Origin of the sequence: Paenibacillus sp. FSL W7-1088, assembly GCF_037969855.1 — a bacterium.
Classification (GTDB): Bacteria; Bacillota; Bacilli; order Paenibacillales; family Paenibacillaceae; genus Paenibacillus.
Genome location: NZ_CP150216.1, coordinates 2,462,065 through 2,478,796, shown reverse-complemented (window position 1 = coordinate 2,478,796; position 16,732 = coordinate 2,462,065). Strand labels below are relative to the sequence as shown.

Sequence of the window (16,732 nt, the reverse complement as noted above, 5' to 3'; positions counted from 1 at the left end):
CAGAGGAAGCGTCAGGCCACTTTAGGAGGTAAACCAATGATCGCTGTTGTTTTGTTTGCCATACTGTACATATTGGAGTGGCCCATGATCAAATCCAGCAAAAAGGGAATGAAAAGGGCCTATTTCATTCTGCTGGGCTTATTTCTTCTGTGGAATACGTTGGCTGTCTCTGTAGCGGGCTGGCCTAATCCCAATGATGTCATCAGGCTGCTCTTTGGCTGGGCAGACCGCTTGTTTGGCTAAGAAAGGAGTGCGCCATGAGCAAATTATCTTCCGGACAAGCGTACCGTTTTATGTTTGTCTACCTGTATTCCGAACCCATTGCTTTCCTTTTGCAGCGTTTGTTCAAAATGAGCGGTTATCAAGGGTGGATATCCATCCTTGGCGGGTTTGCGATCAGTCTGATCCTTCTCTTTTTCACATACAGATTAGGAGCGGTTCACCCGGATCGGCCCTGGATTGATTTTGGTGAAGAAATTGTGGGCAAGGCCGTTCACAAGCTGTTCCTTGGTCTTATTGTGTTACTGTGCCTGTATTTGATATCCGTTGACGTAGAGAATTTCATCGTTTTTCTTCAATCCATGTACTTACCCGAGACACCTATATGGCTGACAGCAACCATAACCATTTTAAGCATCAGTCTTTCAGCTCGTTCAGGCTTGATTACCATTGTTTATTTATCAGAAGGCATATTTCTGGTGCAAATCTTCACGTCTACTTTTCTCATGCCAGCTGTATTGGGTGGGGGGAATCCTGATGTACTTCTTGCCATGGTAACGCATCATGATCTGAAAGAAATTTTCACAGGCTCGATTTCCACCATGCCCTGGTTTTCCGAATGGATGATGTTCCTGTTCCTCGCTCCTGCCATTGCTTTCCGGCGGCCGATGCTACGAAGTATGTTATTTGCAGGCTCTACGCTTGCATTATTCATTATCGTGTTCTGGATGTTTACCTTAATGAATTTTGGACCTTACGAAGCCAGCAGTCTTCGCTACCCTTTGCTGGAGATGATACGTTTTGCTCGTTACGGCGATTTTTTGGATAACCTGGACCCTTTCCTGATTGCCATCTGGTCTACGACCATGTTTACTCGCAGCTCGTTTCTGTTATATGTAGCCTCGGTTTGTCTGGCCAAACTTACCGGAGTCCGGCAGGAAAAAACGGTGGTTTACTTGCTTGCAGGGACTGCGGCCTCTTATGTGCTTCAATATGCAAAAGATGCGGCTTCCTATGAATTAGCCATTCGTTCATTTGCCATTGCTACGTATGCCGTGCTTATTGAGTGTATGCCTATACTGTACGTTGTTGTTTACTGGCTGCGTTTCGGGAAAAACAAAAAAGCGAGCGAGGCTTCTGCCGCCTCGTCGCCTTGACAGTGTATTCAATTCAATTCAGTTCGACTTTTTTCGCTTGTGAGTAAGGATCAGTATCTGGGAAAATAACCCCTTTTTTCAAAATCAAATTGGCATACTGCGCACGTTCACCGGTTGCAATGATGGCATAGGCGCGAGAAGCCCTCTCATAAAAAGCAAAACGCTCTTCATGATCAAAGGCATCCGTGATGCCCTCATGTTCAAGGATCAGCCTGCGGTAGTCTTCCCAGATGATCGGCACCACCTGATCCCCCTTGACGACCTGCATAACGGCTGCCGGCCGCTCTGCGTACGTATCCAGTGGATACAAACTTAAAATGGCTTCCAGTAACTCCACGGTACCCAGCGCATCACAGCGAATCAGCCGCTTCGCATGACTGGCAGCGGGAAAGTTGCCATCAGCCAGGACCAGCTCGTCTCCATGACCCATTTCAGACATGATCTTCAACAGTTCCGGAGGTATTATTGCAGGAATGTTCTTCAGCATACTCAGCTCTCCTCAGTCAGCTCCAGAATCAGCTGGAGCAGATTCGTCTTCCTAACCTCACCATCATATTAACCCTATTTCCGCGATACAACGGCACTTCTATTTTATCAGTATTTACCAACGATTGCATATTTGAATGTTGCAGAAACATTATTTTACTAACCATTTACATATGGAAGGCATTTGTAACTGGCGCAGATTTTCATAAATCCGTTTTGACAAAATTAATTGTTTAGCATATAGTTGTTATAACAAGTAAATGAATTGTGACTATTTTATCGGAAGAAAGAGAGGTTTATATGGGGAACGACTATTCACTCGATCAATCCATTGGATTCATGCTGGGCATGACACACCGTAAGGCGTCGGCTGTACTAGCCATACGTTTCAAACCCTATGATATTACGACAGAGCAATTCTCCGTTCTGTTCAATATCGGTAGAGGCGAAGGCGTGAATCAGAAGGAAGTCGCCACTCGCGTTTATAAGGACCAACCCACAACTGCGCGCATTATTGATCTGTTGGAAAAGAAAGGCTGGGTCGATCGCCGGACCAGCGAACAGGATCGCAGAGCCTACTTGCTCTACTTGACCGAAGAAGGAAAAAAATTGCTTGACCAGCTTGTTCCGCTCGAAAGAGAAATGAATAAAAATCTGATTGAAGGTATTCCCGAAGACCAGATGGAAGCATTTAGACATACTCTTTCCCTCATGAACAGCAACCTGTAACGAATTTTACACCAGGGGGAATGAACAACAAATGAAATCACAAGCATCGCAAGTCAAATTATGGACCACCGATTTTATCCTGCTCATGTTATGTAACTTTCTACTCTTTCTTCAACTTCACATGATCGTATCCCCACTGCCTTCTTATGTGCAGGAACGTTTTCACGCCAATGCCTTTGAAGTCAGCCTCTTCACCTGTCTTTTTGCCCTTAGCGCCATTGCTGCCCGGCTCTATTCAGCCAAAGCATTGGAGAAGGGTCTTCGTAATGCCATGATCTATATTGGCCTGACAGTCGCCTTACTCGCTACACTCGGATATTACTTTGCTGCCGGGATTGCTGTCCTGTTATTGCTGCGCATGGTGTTCGGTATCGGATTTGGCATGAGCAGCACGGCTTTCCCGACTATGGCATCAGATATTGTACCTGTGAAACGGATGGGGGAAGGTATGGGCTATTTCGGCCTGTCCACAAGTCTGGCCATGTCCATGGGTCCCATTATTGGGGTTACCGTGCTCCAGGGCGCTGGATTCGTGACACTTATGTTATGTACGGCAGGTGTTATTGCGGTCATCTACCCGCTCAGCTATTCACTGACACGCAAGAAAGCTCGCAGGGTCAATGATGAGGCGGTACCGACCCCACCAGTTGGAACAGCTGCGATATCAGGCACCAAAGTAAAGACGCCTTTCAACCGCAAGCTGATTCTGCCAAGTGTACTGAATTGTTTGCTGTCCATCACGTATGGGGGACTGGTCGGATTCATCGTTTTGTACGGAAAGGAAGCCCACCTGGCTAACCCAGCGCTGTTCTTTTTGTTCAATGCTCTGGCTGTACTATTGGTCAGACCATTTGCAGGACGAATCTATGACAGTAAAGGTCCAAAGGCGTTACTGATTCCCGGAGCGATATTCATCGCTGCTGGACTGATCACGCTCTCTTACGCTTCATCGATGTCCATCTTGTTTGTGGCTGCATTTTTATACGGAATCGGATATGGTTCCATACAGTCCTCCATGCAGACCTGGATGATTCAGATTGTGTCCCCTTCACAGCGTGGTATGGCTAACGGTATGTTTCTGAATACGCTGGATCTGGGAATTGCTCTGGGAGCACTTCTGCTGGGTGCTATTGCTTCAATAACCAGTTATACTGATATGTACCGTTATTCCATTATGTTCATGATCCTGTTTCTTCTGATATACCTGATCCAAGGGAAACGAAATGGAGGTTTTGCTGTGCCTGTGCATCCGCTATTGAGTCATACACATATCTCCGCACAGGATTCCGATCAGCATAAGCACACTGAAAATGCATCTAAAAATAACACAACTACTCAACAAAAAGATAATTGATACAACTACGCTGCTGTAATTCAATTTCAGTAAAAACGCGTTTACTCTATGGAGGAAAATACATCCCTCAGAGTAAACGCGTTTTTTTATATTCTTATCAGAGTGGACTTTTCTTTCTACGCCCTGGCAGATAACCATTAGACTGATTCACTTCATCATAATCACGTTCACGATGATTTTGACCACCGCCTGATGTAGGCTGATTTCCTTTATCCGGCTTGACGGCCAATAACGTGAGTAAGCCTCCCACCGCCCCGGACGCGGCGAGAATCCCAAACAGAAGGAAATGGTGGGAAGAGATCAGCAATGACACAACAGGAGGACCTAGGGACACGCCGATAAAACGCATGCTGCTGAACAACGCCGTGATGGTGCCGCGCTGTTCCTTGTCCACCCCTTCAGTAACCATAGCATCCAGACATGGCAGTGTAGCCCCTATTCCTGCTCCGCCAAGGGTGAACAAACCCACAACTACATAAATGTTGTCAAAAAGCCCGATCACGCCAAGAGATACAGTTAAAACAGCGAGTCCGATGAACCCTAGCCATTTCATCCGTGTCTTGTTCTTTCCTATCCATTTTCCAGCAAAGAAAGACGCGAGACACAAGGCTGCCAGTGGTATGGCAAGCACAAGACCTTTAATGACACCCTTTAATTTGAACTCCGATTCCAATGTCTCCGACAGATAAAAGAGCACACCAAAGAGAACAAACATGCAAATACCGCCGATCGCAAAAATCGCATACAGCCAGCGGCCCTTTTCTTTCAGCACACTGCGGATGGAAGCCACAAATTCGGGAAAGCTCTGGTGTTCTTCTTTTCTTTTGGGTGTTTTCACCAGGAAAATAACCAAAACCAATGAAAGCACACAGAGCACCGGAATAGCCATAAAAGGCAAATACCAAATCCATACAGCCAGAGCTGCACCCAAGATCGGACTTAGAACCTTGCCGAAGGTATTCGAGGTTTCAATAATCCCCAGGCTCTTACTTACCTCGTTTTCATCATCAAACATATCGCCAACCAATGGGATGACAATCGGAAAAGCCCCTGCCGCTCCAATCCCTTGCAAAAGTCTGCCACCGAGAATGGTCCAGTATGCCGCATTTCCATTCAGCATCCAGGCCGCTCCTCCTGCTACCGCGCCTCCTGCGGCTGCAATGATGAGACTGGGAATAATGACGGCTTTCCTGCCGAAACGATCCGACAGATATCCTGCAAGTGGAATGAGCAGGATTGCGACGACCGCATAAACCGTAATTAACATGCTGACCTTGAATGAGGACACTTTCAATTCACGCTCAATCTGCGGAAGGATGGGGATCAGCATGGAGTTGCCCAGTGTCATAATGACCGGGATGGAAGCGAGTGCGACGAGGTCCCACTTTTTATCTTTCATACCTCAACCACCTTTACAGAATCAGAAAACAACAACGTTATTGTGGGTTGTTCTGCAGTTGAATATACGGCTTATGTAAAAAAGGTCACTTGGGATGACAACGCAAACAGGCTGCCGCACTAAATCCAGTGTCAGGACAGCCTGTTTGCCATGCATCATGAAGATCAACAAATCAACTTATTTCAACACAAATTGCTGGAGGGCTGCACCGCCCTTGAAAACAATACAGAGCTGGTTGATCTCACTCTCTGCCTTCAGGGAACAGCGAGCTGTGTTCCACTGAAGATTCTTCCCGTTGACTGTCCCAGCGGAACCGGGAACGACACAAGTGCCAAGCAGTGGACCTTCCGGACCTTCCGCCCGAATCTCCAATTCCCCACCTTCTCCGAAGGCTGCCACCCGACCCTCAAACCCACTAGCTTGCCGGAAAGCATTGTCGTGGAATGAAATCCAGGAAGAACGACCTTCACGATACAGCGGTTCGCCTGGAACAATGGCACGGATAGCTGAACGACCTTCCAGACACTCATCCAACAGAACGCCTGCATAAGCATCGTAATTTTCCGCATACGTAGGTATGTTCAGTGCTCGTTGAGGAATGGTTTCACCCTCGATGGGAATTTCTACGGTCTGACGAATATCTGCTGAGGAACGTCCAGCCATGATCGACCAGGCGGCGGATTCAAGACAATATTTGTCTCGAGTGACATCCCAGAAGGCCAGTTTCTGAACAGGAATTTCGAAAGATAGAGTTTCCACGGCGCCTGAAGCAAGATGGATACGCCGGAAGCCGATCAACTGACGTTGTGGTCGCTTCACCCGTGAAGTTTGCGCGTGCCCATACAGCTGCACCACTTCATCGCTGGCACGTTCCCCTTTGTTCTCAACCTGCACTTCAATCTTCAGCACATCATCTCCAGAAGATCCCTCTGCCCGCTCCACTCGAATCGCCTTATACTCAAAATCAGAATAGGTCAATCCATGACCAAAGGGATACAGGACTGGACCTTCATGATACATATAGGTTGTACCGTTATGAATAACGTCATAATCCATAATGTCTGGAAGCTGCGATTCATCCTCATACCATGTCATGTTCAGTCTACCAGCAGGAGCATAATTTCCGAGCAGAACATCCGCAACCGCATTCCCCAGTTCCTGGCCTGCATGTGTAAGGTATATGATTGCCGGAGCCACGTCTTTTAACTCTTGCAGTGCAAATGGATAACTGCCAATAATGACAACGACCGTATTAGGATTCACTTGGCAGACTTCTCTTACCATTCGGGCCTGCTCAGGCGGAAGCAGCAAACTTGGGCGATCAATTTCCTCTTTACCGTTAATATAGGGACTATTACCAACAACAACGACAGAAACGTCACTATTCTGAGCAGCTTTTTTCGCCTGCTCTATGCCGTTAGCAATAACGTCCAGCTTGAACACAGCAGGTTCCAGCGTCTCTTTGATGGCATTCGAATTGCCAGATGCACTCGAGTCCTCGTCCGTTTGTTCCGGCGTTGGGGACAACACCAGTTGTCCCTGATGTTCATTCAGCCTCAGTGGCAAGCCGTTCCACGTTCGCAGCATACTGCCTCCATCCGCTTGTGAATCAATCTGTACCACTTCCTTGACGAACCAGCCACCAATCTCCGGCGCATTCGCCTGATAGATGCCCTGTTCGGTTAATGAAACATAGCGATTGTTTTTCACACTGCGAAGCGTGTGACTTCCCCAGCCCCAGTCCTGATGGATGAATTCAGCGGCCTCCGCACTGCCTTCGGGAACGGAAACAAGTTTTCCTTCCGTACCAAGCGTGATTACCTTGCCATCGGCTGTCTTTAGACTGATGCGATCATTCCCATCGGCAAATGATACTTCTGCTCCGCCAAGCTTCTTGCGTAGTCCTTCCAAAACGGTAACTCGATAAGGCAGTGTGCCGCTATACCAATCGGTATAGACCACATCCGCGAGGGGACCGATTACGCTAACCTTCTGCAATCTTTCCGATTGGAGAGGAAGCAGTCCGTCATTTTGGAGTAATACGATAGACTCCGCTGCTGCTCTATAACTTAATTTGGCATGTTCAGGCGCACACAATACAGATTCCGATATCGAAGCATACGGATTAAGTCCCGTCTGATCCAGTTGTCCAAGCCGCATCCGCACGCCAAAAATATTGCGTATGGCCCGGTCAAGATCCTCGACCTCCAGCAAGTTCCGCTCAAGCGCCTCTTCCAGTGCAGATACGACTAAGTCAACCTCGTCTGTTAGACAGTCGACGCCTGCCTTCAATGCCCCTGCTGCCGATTCCGCATGCGTGGCATGATAACCGTGATAATTGACCGTCTGGGACAAATCCCCCCCGTCACACACGATAAATCCAGGCATGTCCCACTCACCCTTGACCACATCATTCACGTATGGGCTTTCAATGGCGGGTGTGCCGTTGATCGAATTGTAGGCTGTCATCATGGACAAGGCCCCGCCTTCTACGAAAGGCGTCTCAAATGCTTTTAAATAATATTCACGCAAGTTCCGCGGATCGATGCTGGATGAACAATTCAACCGATCCTTCTCATTATTGTTGGCAAAAAAGTGTTTCAGCGTCGCTACCATTTTCAGATAGAAAGAGTGGTTACCCTGCATGCCCTTCACAAGAGCGGCCGACATTTCACCTGTCAGTACGGGGTCCTCACCATAGCCCTCTTCCGTTCTGCCCCAACGCGGATCCCGTTCCAGATCGACGGTTGGCGCCCATAAGGTCAAGCCGTGTCGCTCGGGTGCACGGTGGTGGTATGCTCTGGCTTCATCTCCGATAACGGAACCAATTTCGCGTATGAGCTTCGTATTCCAGGTGCTCGACAGACCGAGCGGCTGCGGGAAAACGGTAGCCTCACCTATCCAGGCAACCCCGTGAGCCGCTTCACCTCCCACATTGTAACCGGGTATTCCCAAACGGGGTACTGCGGCTTCCCGTGTAGGAATTAATCGGATTTTCTCCTCCGTTGTCAGACGCGCAATCAAGTCATTTAATCGTTCTTCCAATGGCAATGTTGCGTCCCACATTGGATATTGAATATACTCTTTCATACTAGACCTCCTACTTATTCGTTAAGTTTGAGTCTCTTCCATTCTTTCAATAGATCCAGTGTACGCTCGCGATACTTCTTGCCTGCCTCCGGCTGATCAACCTGATGTTCATGCACATATGCGTTAAAATAAGAGGACAGTATGCGATAGGCCAGAAGGCGTGCCTGCCCCTCATCGGACATATCCTGTGGCCGGCCATAGCCTTTATGAAAACCAATAGATGAATCTGTCGATAAAATCGCCTCAAACGCTCTGTCCGCAAACATAGAACGATCCCCATCAATAATGGCGGCAATGTTTAGCTGCCCGTTTTCCTCATGGACAAGCACATTGGCTTCCCACAGGTCATTATGAACAAGAACCGGAACAGTCACCTGATCAAATAAATCCTTTTTTGTTAAGAACATATCTGCGATTTCTTCTCCCACATCTGGCATATACCCGGCTTGTGAAGCTTTGAGTGCCGTCTCTTCTGCAAAAGCGTGCAGCACCTCGGACCATTGATCCGAGCCTTTAATTGTTCCATCGCCCTGCGGCCAGCCAAACAATTCACCCTCAATCTGATGCATGACAGCCGTATAAGCGCCGAGCTGATGATATAATCGTTCTTTATCCGCTTCAGAAATCGATGAATGATCCAATTGCTTGCTAGGGATAAACTCCATAAACATATAGGTTCTCGGAATGATCAATCCGCTGTCATCACAGGCAATAATATTTGGTGCAGGAATGCCTGCTTTACGATAATATTCATAAACAACCGGTTCAGCAGACATCATCGTACGTTCAAATGAAAATAACGGATCGCCAGCAGAGCCGAGCGGCATCTCTACACGCTCTGGAGCCAAACGTAATATCACATCCGCGTACGACGCATGTTCAAGCTGAATTCGATACGTTGTATTAAAAAGTCCACCCTGCAGCAGTGCAAAACTCTTCACAATGGTAGCGGTTCCAAAAGTGTTCTCTACCAACTTATACAGCATCTCTGCTGTAATGGTTCGGTGTAAACCTGAATTCGTTGTACTCATTTGATATAATCCCCTATCTTTATCTGTCGCTTTATAAATTGAACTAAAGATATTTACATTTTCCACTCCAATGACAGAACAACCTTCCGAACGCTACACTTCTTCAGGTTATTTCTGTCTTCTACGTTCTCATGTAAAAGTTTAGTTCAATCTATAAATGATACTACCATTTCTTTTCAATAACCATATCTTCCAATGGCACGACAGTAGACAAACAGACGGCACCTTGCGGCACCGTCCTTCTGTTTATCCAATAAACATTACAGTTGAATTGTAAGCGAATCTGTACCTGCTGCTGCCGTAACGACAACACCATGTGCACCAGACGTTTGGGAACCGCCCTCTACGCTGGATACACTCTCCATGCCACGCAGCACGATATTCCATGGTTTTCCTGCACCTTCAGCACGAACTTCCAGAACAGAGCCGTTACGGGATACGTTAACAACCAGCTCCTGCTCAGCACTTTGGTTTACAACCACCGCTTGAGTGGAGTTGCCGTCTGCCAGTTCGAACAAGTGAAGGGACACATGATCCGCAAAGTCATAATCCGGCTTGCTATCCACAGCACCCACAGCAATCAGGCTGTTTGGCTTCACCATCATTGGCAGTGTTTTGAAGTCATGGTTTTCGCTAATCCAACGCCCACCTTCGACTTTGGCACCTGTCAGATAGTTGGTCCATGTACCTTCAGGCAGGTAATAACGAACATCACCCTCCTTGTTGAAGATTGGAGCCACCAGGATTGAATCACCAAACATGTATTGTGTATCCAGGTTGTATGTTGTCGGATCATCTGGGAAATCCAGCAGCATAGCGCGCATCATTGGAATACCTTTTACAGTCGACTCCACCGCAGAATTGTAAAGGTACGGCATCAGGCTGATTTTGAGTTTGGTAAAGTCACGAACAACGTCCACGGATTCCTCGTCGAACAGCCAAGGCACACGATACGAAGTGCTTCCGTGTAGGCGGCTGTGAGAAGATAAAAGTCCAAATTGTACCCAGCGTTTGTATACGTCAGGGGTCGCTGTACTTTCAAAACCACTGATATCATGGCTCCAGAATCCGAAACCGGAAAGTCCAAGTGAGAGGCCACCGCGAAGTGATTCAGCCATGGATTCATACGTAGAAGAGCAGTCTCCACCCCAGTGAACCGGGAACTGTTGACCACCTGCTGTTGCAGAGCGTGCAAACAGGGCAGCTTCGTTTTTACCAATCTTTTCTTCGAGCAATTCAAATACAGCTTTGTTATAGAGCTGTGTATAGTAGTTGTGCATTTTAACCGGATCTGAGCCATCGAAGTACACGACATCTGTCGGAATTCTTTCACCGAAGTCTGTCTTGAATGAATCGACACCTTGATCAAGCAGAACTTCCAGCTTGCTCTTATACCATTTCACAGCATCCGGATTCGTGAAATCTACCAGTGCCATGCCTGCTTGCCACATATCCCATTGCCATACGCTGCCATCCGCTGTTTTTACCAGATAACCGTTCTCCATACCTTCATCGAACAAGTAGGATTTTTCTGCAATGTATGGATTAATCCACGCACAGATTTTGAGTCCTTTTTCTTTCAGACGTGCAAGCATGCCTTCCGGGTCGGGGAACATCGCTTCATCCCATACAAAATCAGACCATTGGTATTCCTTCATCCAGAAGCAGTCGAAATGGAATACAGACAGCGGAAGATCACGTTCAGCCATGCCATCTACGAAATGGTTAACCGTTGCTTCATCATAATCCGTTGTGAATGATGTGGTCAGCCACAGACCAAACGTCCATGCAGGTGGAAGCGCCGGTTTACCTGTTAATTTCGTATAATTATCAAGTACATCCTTTGGATTGTCACCGCCAATAATGAAGTATTCCAACGTCTCGCCTTCTACGCTGAACTGCACTTTAGATACATTCTCCGACGCAATCTCATACGATACGCGTTCAGGATGGTTTACAAATACGCCATATCCTTTATTGGACAAATAGAAAGGAATGTTCTTATAGGACTGCTCACTGCTTGTACCGCCATCCTCATTCCAAGTATCGACGATTTGGCCATTCTTAACAAACGGCGTGAAGCGCTCACCGAGTCCATAAACGTATTCACCAATGCCGAGATCCAGCTGCTCGCGGAAGTACGCTTCCTTGCTCGGACCTGTAATATAACCAGCCGCTCTTTGACCGCTACCTGTAATCCGTTTTCCTCCATACAGGAAGCTGACGTCCCAACCATTCGTTTTGTCGATTTGAACTTCCAGATTGCCACTTTTCAAAACAGCGCCTTGTTCATTTTTTGAGATGTCAACATTCGCATCTTGCGTGTTAAGCTCAAATACAGGCCCTTTTTTCACTCCGCCTTTATGGTGATTCAAGGTTACACGAATAACGTTAGGCATAGGTGAGCTGTACGTCGCTTTGAGCAATGTGCCGTTCAACGTGTCGCCTTTGGTGCGAATATATTTAGTTGCCGCATATACGGTCAAAGAATTCTCTTTTTGCACAATATCACGAATGTCAGTCGGGTTTTGAATGTGGTACCCTTCACGAGTCATCCAGAATCCATCAGTAAATTTCATGTTTTCTTTCCCCCTTCGGTTATACTATAATAATATTGACATTAATAACGAATTTCTTCTCATATTTTGACCAAATATATCACGATTCTGATATTTCTTATCCGATTCTTTATAAACACCACCAATCTATGGGAACGTTTACATTAATAATGATGCAAAAGGAGATTCTCATATGGAACGTGAACGATTACGGGAAGACCGGATTCACGGCAATGCCATGTATCCAGTCAGTGTGTACCCGGATATTCAGCAATTGAATGGCGATAGCATTCTTGATTGCCACTGGCACGACGAGATGGAGTTCACCATGGTGACTCAGGGCAGTGCTGTTTTTCAAATTGATATGAATACGGTAGAAGTCCAGGCGGGAGAAGCCATCTTTATCAATCGGGGAGAAATCCATGCAGGCTATCTGAAAGGCGATGTCCCCTGTGTTTTTTCATCCATTGTATTTAACCCAGAACTGTTAGGCAGTCGGACGTTTGATGCTGTACAGGAGAAGTTCGTTGGCCCACTTGTACACAAAACGATTATCCCCCCTTACCATATCCAAACCAATGAGGCGTGGGGGCAAGAAATTATCTTTCATTTGAAACGTATTTTCGCCGATCATGCCGCCGGGACACCCACCTGCGAGATGACGACCAAAGCTTACCTCTACCTAATATTTGCACAAATGTTTGAACATATGAGACCTGCTGCTCTCAAAGGCACCGTTCCGTCAGGCAGTCATGATAAAGTGGAACGCCTGAAATCAGTCCTAAGCTATATTCACAAGCGTTACCCCGAACCACTCAAGTTAAAAGAACTGGCAGATGAGGCTAATATGAGCGAAGGACACTTTTGCCGCTTTTTCAAACAGATGGTGCAGAAAAGTCCGGTCGACTATATCAACTATTATCGCATCCAGCAGGCCTGTGTTCAGCTTGAAAATACCGATCACAAAATTGTGGATATTGCCATGGACGTCGGGTTTGAGCATTTGAGCTATTTCATTACAACATTCAAGAAACACAAGAACATTACCCCGTCCCAATATCGCAAAATGTTTTATGAACAAGTGGCGATGGAACCTGCACTGGTCTAAGCTTAAATTCTTATTCGGAGCGGCACTCCGCACATTGAACTGACGATAATTCACTGTTCTCCACTTGTATATGAGTTAACAGATGCAAAGAAGGTGCTTCAGCCCTTTCAGCCGTAAGCACCTTTTTTATCATTCTGATGAATGGAATTTCATTTTAATTTTTCAGTGTCTCCCATGAGTTGTACTCATGCACCGAGAATCCGTTAAAGGACGAGTGCACACTTGCCATCTTCTCGACCAGCTTGAGCTGTGCTTCCATATATGCTGTACCCTCTTCATAAAAGGTAATAAAATCGCCTTCCTTGCTTTGCTTCGTCTCCACGGCAATTGATACCGTTTTACCCAAAAGTGACGCTTCCTCCAGCTCATCCTTCGCTACATTATAGATGGCCGCTGCCGTATCCCGGTAAGCCATAATGGTAATCGAGTCAAACTTGCGGATCATCCAGCTGCTTACATTCATTGTGGAACCCGGAATTTTATAACCATCCAGCCAGAAAGGCAGGTCAGCGGCTACAGGCATCTTCATCCGTGCGGCCCGATCGACGATGTATTGAACGTTCCCCTGCCACTGCGTAATCACACTGGCTTGATTGGTTTTCCACTCGGGATGTACATGAGGTTCAATGTCCAGATGGATGCCGGCAAACTTCTCATTGGGCTCTACTTGATTTTGATACGCTTCAACCCAGTCCAGAAACTCTGCAATTTGATCCCGGCTCTCCGTCAGTCCCCAGGCAGGTCTTCCTTCCATAACGTCCACGGCAATATTCTTCTCTCTGGCTTGACGAATGAACGATGTATAGTACGGAAGCTTTACATCCCGATTCATTTGTAGGTAGATCGTATTGATTTTGTTCGTTGTGGCGAACTTCAGCACTAGCTGAGGGTTATTTTGAATCTGCGTGGTGTCCCATACCCAGGTTGCTCTTACGGTTCCCTGTACCGTTCCATGGATGGTTTCATAACTGTCCACTGAGCCAAGTGCAGTGGCCTTGCAAACATACGTATTCCCTGCAAACAGCATGAAACAACTAATTAACAAAATGAATTGGTACCTTCTTTTGCTTTTCATATTTGTACACTCCCTTTGATGTTATGCAGCTCTATCGTGCAAATCTCGATGAAATTCTGTCGTTTTATATTCATTCATTGGATACAATTTCGATGTACGACTATTTACATTGCTTTTATATGCAACATCATCTCTTAGACTTACGACGAAAGAATCATATAACATTATTTCGGGTATTCACACTTCTGTATTTATAGTTCCAAAGTCTCATTTATGAGAAACTTTTTAATTTTAGCCTAATTCCACCCTAACATGGATCACTTTTTGCATATGTACAACAGACGACTCAAGACCTAGTAAGCGTTTTCCTGTGAAAATAAAAAAGGCCGCCCAAAGGCGACCTTCACTTCTCTACCCGTTTCTAGGAAGAACGGGCACGCTATTATTCGTTAATTCCCAGCTGGAGCAGCCGGTGTATTCTCCACCATCTCATCAAACAGGGATACCAGCTCAATGCCTTCTGCCGAAATGCGTACCAGCCCTTTATCAGACAACCGCAATTCCGGAATAACAACAAGCGCCAACAGAGACAGCGTCATAAATGCATTATTTAATGTACAGCCAGCAGCCTGTAACGCTTCACTAATCGCTGCAGATTGAGCTGCTACCACTTCAAAAGATTCCGTAGACATCAAGCCTGCAATGCGCAGCGGGAATTCGGTCACACCAGACGCAGTCACGACAGCTACGCCGCCCTGCATTCCAATAACCCGGTTGCCCGCCTCAGCCATCAATGCGTCATCATTCCCGATAATGAGCAGATTGTGACTGTCATGTGCAACGGTCATCGCAATGGCCGCAGGACCTGTGAAGCCAATGCCCCCAACAAGAGCAACGGCGCGATTGCCCGTTTGTTTGTGGCGCTCCAGCACCGCAATTTTGCAGATTTCACCTGATGTTGAAACGACGACATTGCCATGCTCCACCGTAACATTAACATGCTTCTCCTTGGTATCCACATGGTTCTCTGTCACATGAATCACTTTTGCTCCAATCATACCTTCGGTAATCGGCGCAGACAGTTCCATGTCCTTCGGCTGAATATTCGCTTCCAGTTTCACGGTATTCAGCGCCTCTTCCGGGTATGTGAAGCTGTCCCAGACCGCCGTCATTTTGCCGTTCTCTGCCACGACATGCCCTGCGGCAATCGTCATGCCTACACGGACATCAGCCAAGCGTCCATCGAGCAAAATAATATCGGCGATATTCCCCGGAATAACCGCACCAACGTCGCGTGCTACACCGAAACGTTCAGCCGTATTGATCGTCGCCATCTGGAAAGCGGTAACCGGCTTCACCCCTTGAGAAATAGCCAAACGTACAACAAAGTCCATATGGCCTTCTTTGAGCAGCGACTCAGAACTCCGGTCGTCCGTCACCAGCATCATTCGGCGTGTATCCAGGCCAAGCTCTGTGCAGGCTTTGATCGTTTCCGCCACGTCATGCCACGCAGAGCCCTGACGCATTTTGGCGTACATGCCAAGCCGCAGGCGTTCCACCACATCTTCCTTCGTAACACATTCATGATCCCCCGTAACGCCGCTTGCTGCGTAGGCTGGCAGACGCCAGTCATCCGCTGCCCAGGTGAAGTGACCGTCTGCCACCTTGCCCGCTCGGAGCGTCGCCTGAATCTCACCGATCATCGTCTCGTCCCCGTACACAACCCCAGGGAAGTTCATCACTTCACCAAGGCCAATCATATCCGGACCCCAGGAGAGGGCTTCCGCCACTTCTTCCGGTCCAATATAAGCGCCAGTGGTCTCCAGTCCAGGATGTGTTGAAGGAACACAGGAAGCCACCTGCATATAAGCAGCCATTGGCGTCGTCCGAGCTTCATCCAGCATCAATCGCAGACCTTTGAGCCCAAGCACATTGGAAATCTCATGCGGGTCAAAGAACCCTCCCGTTGTACCGGAAGGCAGCACGGCTCTCGCAAACTCCGTTACTTTCATTTGAGTACTTTCAATATGACAGTGCCCATCCAGCAATCCGGGAGCAATGTATTTGCCTTCTGCCTCAATAATACGTGTATGCTCTCCGATCGTATGGCTTACATCTTTGCCAACATATGCAATCCGGGATCCCTGTACCGCTACAGACATGCCCGGCAAAATTTCACCCGATATCACATTAACCAGTGTTCCGCCCCGAATGACCAAGGTAGCAGGCAAGTCTCCCCGTGCTGTTGCCACCAGATCCGGTACGCAATCCGCCATTAATGGGCGTTCAAAAGATGGTGTGTTCATGTTGCTGCCTCCTTCATTAAATAAACGATCATAAAAAAAATAGATTGTTACGATTATATGAGTCTCGCCGTCATGTGTAAAGAAAATTCACACCTATTGTGCATGAACACAAAGGATGAATCATTTTTTATCCATAAAGCCCAATCCTTCTAATCTCATGTCAGCATGTCAGAAGAGATGAAATGATCTATGTCCAGTAATGTCCAGAGATCAACTTCATACCTCACGCTGCAAAGGCCAACCTCATGGAGCTTCTTATTCCCCACATCGTATTCCGCAA

The 16,732-nt window shown here is 47.1% G+C and carries 12 protein-coding genes; 5 read left to right on the top strand and 7 right to left on the bottom strand.

Features of this window, described 5'->3' with window-relative positions; translation table 11 throughout:
* The first annotated feature begins 36 nt into the window (after nucleotides 1-36).
* Both MKY42_RS11360 and MKY42_RS11355 read left to right on the top strand, forming a co-directional pair.
* On the top strand, nucleotides 37-243 hold the full coding sequence (locus MKY42_RS11360; RefSeq protein ID WP_109999766.1) for a hypothetical protein: 207 nt from the start codon (nucleotides 37-39) through the stop codon (nucleotides 241-243).
* A gap of 14 nt (nucleotides 244-257) precedes the next feature.
* The gene (locus MKY42_RS11355) at nucleotides 258-1,376 is read left to right on the top strand and encodes a GerAB/ArcD/ProY family transporter (RefSeq protein WP_179265201.1); all 1,119 of its coding nucleotides are present in this window, start codon (nucleotides 258-260) and stop codon (nucleotides 1,374-1,376) included.
* A 13-nt stretch (nucleotides 1,377-1,389) separates the two neighbouring features.
* On the opposite strand, the gene MKY42_RS11350 is transcribed toward MKY42_RS11355, so the two are convergent.
* On the bottom strand, nucleotides 1,390-1,863 hold the full coding sequence (locus tag MKY42_RS11350; RefSeq protein WP_179265202.1) for an RbsD/FucU domain-containing protein: 474 nt from the start codon (nucleotides 1,861-1,863) through the stop codon (nucleotides 1,390-1,392).
* 299 nt (nucleotides 1,864-2,162) lie between these two features.
* Here MKY42_RS11350 and MKY42_RS11345 point away from each other — a divergent pair, with 299 nt between their 5' ends.
* The gene (locus MKY42_RS11345; RefSeq protein WP_090895786.1) at nucleotides 2,163-2,591 is read left to right on the top strand and encodes a MarR family transcriptional regulator; all 429 of its coding nucleotides are present in this window, start codon (nucleotides 2,163-2,165) and stop codon (nucleotides 2,589-2,591) included.
* A gap of 31 nt (nucleotides 2,592-2,622) precedes the next feature.
* Nucleotides 2,623-3,945 carry an MFS transporter gene (locus MKY42_RS11340; protein ID WP_339851060.1) on the top strand — a complete coding sequence of 441 codons (1,323 nt, stop codon included), beginning with the start codon at nucleotides 2,623-2,625 and terminating at the stop codon, nucleotides 3,943-3,945.
* A 97-nt stretch (nucleotides 3,946-4,042) separates the two neighbouring features.
* Here MKY42_RS11340 and MKY42_RS11335 read toward each other — a convergent pair whose 3' ends face one another.
* From MKY42_RS11335 to yicI, 4 genes are all read right to left on the bottom strand, one after another.
* Nucleotides 4,043-5,344, bottom strand: coding sequence for an MFS transporter (locus MKY42_RS11335; protein WP_256221972.1), 1,302 nt, complete (start codon nucleotides 5,342-5,344; stop codon nucleotides 4,043-4,045).
* A 177-nt stretch (nucleotides 5,345-5,521) separates the two neighbouring features.
* Entirely contained in the window at nucleotides 5,522-8,434 is a 2,913-nt protein-coding gene (locus MKY42_RS11330) for a glycoside hydrolase family 3 C-terminal domain-containing protein (protein WP_339851057.1), read from the bottom strand.
* Nucleotides 8,435-8,448: 14 nt separating this feature from the next.
* Nucleotides 8,449-9,465 carry an aminoglycoside phosphotransferase family protein gene (locus MKY42_RS11325; protein ID WP_179265204.1) on the bottom strand — a complete coding sequence of 339 codons (1,017 nt, stop codon included), beginning with the start codon at nucleotides 9,463-9,465 and terminating at the stop codon, nucleotides 8,449-8,451.
* A gap of 260 nt (nucleotides 9,466-9,725) precedes the next feature.
* Entirely contained in the window at nucleotides 9,726-12,044 is a 2,319-nt protein-coding gene (gene yicI / locus MKY42_RS11320; RefSeq protein WP_179265205.1) for an alpha-xylosidase, read from the bottom strand.
* Nucleotides 12,045-12,216: 172 nt separating this feature from the next.
* On the opposite strand from yicI, the gene MKY42_RS11315 reads away from it, so the two are divergent.
* Entirely contained in the window at nucleotides 12,217-13,131 is a 915-nt protein-coding gene (locus tag MKY42_RS11315; protein WP_179265206.1) for an AraC family transcriptional regulator, read from the top strand.
* A 154-nt stretch (nucleotides 13,132-13,285) separates the two neighbouring features.
* Here MKY42_RS11315 and MKY42_RS11310 read toward each other — a convergent pair whose 3' ends face one another.
* Both MKY42_RS11310 and MKY42_RS11305 read right to left on the bottom strand, forming a co-directional pair.
* The gene (locus MKY42_RS11310; RefSeq protein WP_339851050.1) at nucleotides 13,286-14,206 is read right to left on the bottom strand and encodes a hypothetical protein; all 921 of its coding nucleotides are present in this window, start codon (nucleotides 14,204-14,206) and stop codon (nucleotides 13,286-13,288) included.
* Nucleotides 14,207-14,595: 389 nt separating this feature from the next.
* A complete protein-coding gene (locus MKY42_RS11305; RefSeq protein WP_090895771.1) occupies nucleotides 14,596-16,452 on the bottom strand; it encodes an adenine deaminase C-terminal domain-containing protein in 1,857 nt (618 codons plus the stop codon).
* Nucleotides 16,453-16,732 lie beyond the last annotated feature (280 nt).

Excerpts from the sequence above, each read along its gene's own strand:
- MKY42_RS11360 (WP_109999766.1), top strand. The coding sequence starts at position 37 with ATGATCGCTGTTGTTTTGTTTGCCATACTGTACATATTGGAGTGGCCC.
- MKY42_RS11355 (WP_179265201.1), top strand. The coding sequence starts at position 258 with ATGAGCAAATTATCTTCCGGACAAGCGTACCGTTTTATGTTTGTCTAC.
- MKY42_RS11350 (WP_179265202.1), bottom strand. The coding sequence starts at position 1,863 with ATGCTGAAGAACATTCCTGCAATAATACCTCCGGAACTGTTGAAGATC.
- MKY42_RS11345 (WP_090895786.1), top strand. The coding sequence starts at position 2,163 with ATGGGGAACGACTATTCACTCGATCAATCCATTGGATTCATGCTGGGC.
- MKY42_RS11340 (WP_339851060.1), top strand. The coding sequence starts at position 2,623 with ATGAAATCACAAGCATCGCAAGTCAAATTATGGACCACCGATTTTATC.
- MKY42_RS11335 (WP_256221972.1), bottom strand. The coding sequence starts at position 5,344 with ATGAAAGATAAAAAGTGGGACCTCGTCGCACTCGCTTCCATCCCGGTC.
- MKY42_RS11330 (WP_339851057.1), bottom strand. The coding sequence starts at position 8,434 with ATGAAAGAGTATATTCAATATCCAATGTGGGACGCAACATTGCCATTG.
- MKY42_RS11325 (WP_179265204.1), bottom strand. The coding sequence starts at position 9,465 with ATGAGTACAACGAATTCAGGTTTACACCGAACCATTACAGCAGAGATG.
- yicI (WP_179265205.1), bottom strand. The coding sequence starts at position 12,044 with ATGAAATTTACTGATGGATTCTGGATGACTCGTGAAGGGTACCACATT.
- MKY42_RS11315 (WP_179265206.1), top strand. The coding sequence starts at position 12,217 with ATGGAACGTGAACGATTACGGGAAGACCGGATTCACGGCAATGCCATG.
- MKY42_RS11310 (WP_339851050.1), bottom strand. The coding sequence starts at position 14,206 with ATGAAAAGCAAAAGAAGGTACCAATTCATTTTGTTAATTAGTTGTTTC.
- MKY42_RS11305 (WP_090895771.1), bottom strand. The coding sequence starts at position 16,452 with ATGAACACACCATCTTTTGAACGCCCATTAATGGCGGATTGCGTACCG.